Consider the following 2,727-nt stretch of genomic DNA (forward strand, 5'->3'; position numbering starts at 1 on the left):
CGAGCGGCCGCAGGCCCTCGCCCGGGAATTTCGAATGTCAAATTTCAAATTGCCACTACTCCGCCCGCAGTCGCATCGGCTCCAGGCGGTCGCGTGCGTCCTGCTGGCGGAACGCGCGCGGGGCCATGCCGGTCGTGCGCTTGAAGACCTTCGAGAACCCGAACGCATCCTGATACCCCACAGCCTGGGCGACCTGCTCGAGGTTCATGCCGGTCTCCGACAGCAGCTGCATGGCCTTCTGCATCCGCAAGGTGCGCAGGTGGCTGAGCGGGGTGTCGCCGAGCGATGCACGAAAGCGCTCGGCCAGGGCCGTGCGCGACAGGCCGGCATGGCGCGCCATGTCGTCGAGCGTCCAGGGGTGCGCCAGGTCGTCGTGCATGGCGGCCAGCGCGATGCGTATCGGCGGATCGGCCACCGCCTGACTCCACCCCGGGCGCTCGGCCGCCTGGCGCTGCGTGAGGTCGCGCAGGGCGTAGGTGAAGACCGCGTCGAGCAGGCCATGCACGATGGTCGAGGCCCCCAGGTCGCTGCGGCGCACTTCGGCGTCGAGGAGGCCGAGCGTGAGGGCCAGCGGGCCCAGCCTGGGTACGGACTCGCCAGTCAGCACGAACCAGGGCGGCATCTCGCGCAGGAACGGGTGTAGCGGGTCGTTCCAGAGCTGGTAGGCACCGCTGATCACCTGGGCATGCGGCTCCGCGGCCGGGTCTCGCCAGTCGCTCGAGAGCGTCCCCACGGTGATCGCCTCGGTGGGGGGCGCTTCGTGCAGGCTCAACACGTGATGACAGCCGCGCGCCATCACCGCCACGTCGCCCGCCTGCAGCCGCAGCGGTTCGTGCAGCGTCGGCGCGTGGATGAACACCTGCCCTGCCGTCACCGCATGGAGACCGATGCTCTTCTCGCAGGGGAACCGGAGCGACACCGCCGGCGTGAGGGTGGTCAGGTCCAGCAATCGGCGCCGCAGGCCCGCCTGCTGCAGGACATCCGTGAGCAGGTCCATGTGGTCCATTCAACCACGAATCTGGACTTATGGACATGTAAATCTGTACTAGTTGCCATTCATAAGCACGAACGAGCGATCCACACTGTGGCCATGGCAACCCACACGAATCCCGCCCAGCCCACCACCCTGATCCTCGGCGCCCGCGGCACGGTCGGCTCAGCCTTGAACCCGCTGCTGACCGCCCTGGGCCACCGCACGCGCCTGGCCACCAGCCGGCCCCCGCAGGCCGCCGACGAGGTGCACCTGAACCTGCTGACCGGCGAAGGCCTGTCGACCGCCTTCGCCGGCGTGGACCACGCGTTCCTGATGGCGCCGCCCGGACACATCAACCAGGACGTCCTGCTGGCACCCGTGATCGACGCCGCCCGCGCCCACAACCTGAAGCGCGTGGTGCTGATGTCGGCGATGGGCGCCAATGCCGACGAGAACGCGCCGCTGCGCCTGGCCGAGAAGCAGCTGCAGGCCACCGGACTGGCGTGGAACGTGATTCGCCCCAACTGGTTCATGCAGAACTTCAACACCTTCTGGCTGCAGGGCATCCGCGAGCAGGGGCAGATCTTCCTGCCGACGGGCCAGGCCAGGGGCAGCTTCATCGACGCCCGCGACATCGCCGCGGTCGCGGCCGCGCTGCTGACCACCGACACGCACGCCAACGCCGAGTTCGACCTGACCGGCGCCGAGGCGATCGACCACGACCAGGTGGCCGCGCTCTTGTCGCAGGCGACAGGCCGCACCATCGGCTACACCGAGGTGACACCCGAGGCCATGCGTCCCGGACTGCTTGCCGCGGGCCTCCCAGCCGCCTACGCCGACTTCATGCTGCTGATCCTTGGCTACTTCAAGGCCGGGTACGCCGAACGGACGACGGATGCGGTGCAGCGGATCACTGGCCGTGCACCGATCGGCTTCGCGCAGTACGCGCGGGACTACCGCGAGGCCTGGGCCTGACGTCCGGCTCCAGGCGTGACACGGCCACGGCACGCGTCACTCATCGTCGAGACGGCCGCCGTCGTTCCAGTTGCCGAACATCTGGCCCTGCGCGGTGCGGGTGACCAGGTTGGCAAGGCGGGTCGCGAACTCGTCGACGCTCCCACGCATCTCCTGCACGTAGCCAGCCCGCACGCGCTGGTACAGCGGAGGAAAGCTCGTGAACGTCGCCCAGGTGCCCGGGTCGGCGCGCAGTGCGCGCTCGACCTCGGGCAGCAGGCGGAACGGCGCGTCGAGGTCGGGCAGCACGGCGCGGCCGGCGTCGGTCATCAGGCCGAGCGCGATGAGCCGGCGCGCCCGCGCCTTGTTCAGTTCGGTCCAGTTGCTGCGCGGCCGGCGCGGCGTGAAACGTTGCGCCGACTCCTCCGCCCCGAGCGACTTGCCGATGCCGTCGATCCAGCCGAAGCAAAGCGCCTCCTCCACCGAGTCCAGGTAGGACACGGCGGCGAGCGCCGCAGGCTTGCGCGACACCAGCCAGATCTCGATGGCACTCGCGTGATGCGCCTCGAGCCACGCGCGCCACTCGGCCCGCGACGCCGGCCGACACATCTCACCTATTTCCATCCACGTCCTCCAGCACGATGACGCAGTCTGCCGCGCGGCCCCCCATCCGGCGTGCGGTGCTTGCTCTCCCCTGACGTGCCCCTGCCCGTCGGACAAGTCCGACGGCTACGTCCGATGAGGCGCGCCGTCCGGCGTGCGACGTTCGGCGTCCGGCGTCCGGCGTCCGGCGTCCGGCG

At 69.8% G+C, this 2,727-nt stretch carries 3 protein-coding genes; 1 reads left to right on the top strand and 2 read right to left on the bottom strand.

Translation table 11 applies throughout. From position 1 onward, the window contains the following. Positions 1–55 precede the first annotated feature (55 nt). Positions 56–997 carry a cupin domain-containing protein gene (locus ACIRDX_RS22625; protein WP_396627674.1) on the bottom strand — a complete coding sequence of 314 codons (942 nt, stop codon included), beginning with the start codon at positions 995–997 and terminating at the stop codon, positions 56–58. Positions 998–1,090: 93 nt separating this feature from the next. Between ACIRDX_RS22625 and ACIRDX_RS22630 the strand changes: the two genes are divergently transcribed. Next, positions 1,091–1,948 (top strand): NAD(P)H-binding protein, encoded by an 858-nt coding sequence (locus ACIRDX_RS22630; protein WP_396627675.1) that lies wholly within the window; start codon positions 1,091–1,093, stop codon positions 1,946–1,948. A gap of 36 nt (positions 1,949–1,984) precedes the next feature. On the opposite strand, the gene ACIRDX_RS22635 is transcribed toward ACIRDX_RS22630, so the two are convergent. Beyond that, positions 1,985–2,551, bottom strand: coding sequence for a YdeI family protein (locus tag ACIRDX_RS22635; RefSeq protein WP_396627676.1), 567 nt, complete (start codon positions 2,549–2,551; stop codon positions 1,985–1,987). Positions 2,552–2,727: the final 176 nt, after the last annotated feature.

Origin of the sequence: Luteitalea sp. (genome assembly GCF_044337415.1) — a bacterium.
Classification (GTDB): domain Bacteria; phylum Acidobacteriota; class Vicinamibacteria; order Vicinamibacterales; family Vicinamibacteraceae; genus Luteitalea.